Source organism: Paraburkholderia sp. SIMBA_030 (genome assembly GCF_046535245.1).
In the GTDB taxonomy this organism is placed as follows: Bacteria; Pseudomonadota; Gammaproteobacteria; order Burkholderiales; family Burkholderiaceae; genus Paraburkholderia.
On sequence record NZ_JAWRXB010000508.1, the window covers coordinates 1 to 273 of the forward strand.

The following is a 273-nucleotide window of genomic DNA, read 5'->3' on the forward strand; positions in this document are numbered from 1 at the left end:
CACGCTGCTTCTGGAGCGCGGCGACCGCGGCCTTCCAGCCGCCTCCCGCCGCAGCTTCTTCGAACTTTGCCAGCAGATGGACTTCGGCCGCCGGCTTCAGTTGATCGGCGAGGCGGTCGAAGCGCGGGAGACGCTCTACGGAACCGCTGCCGAACGCAGTTTCGAATACCGCATGTTCCTGGTGTCATGCGTGATCGAAGCGGCCATCCTGGCCGGTATCCTGATCGAAATCGCAATCATGCTCTACGATCTTTGAGGAGGGGTAGATGAGAT

1 protein-coding gene is annotated in these 273 nt (G+C 61.2%); it reads left to right on the forward strand.

Annotation, left to right across the window (positions count from 1 at the left end; translation table 11 throughout):
* The coding region (locus SB772_RS40995) for a hypothetical protein (RefSeq protein WP_410838650.1) at positions 1–256 on the forward strand (256 nt) is incomplete at its 5' end.
* Between the last annotated feature and the right edge of the window lie 17 nt (positions 257–273).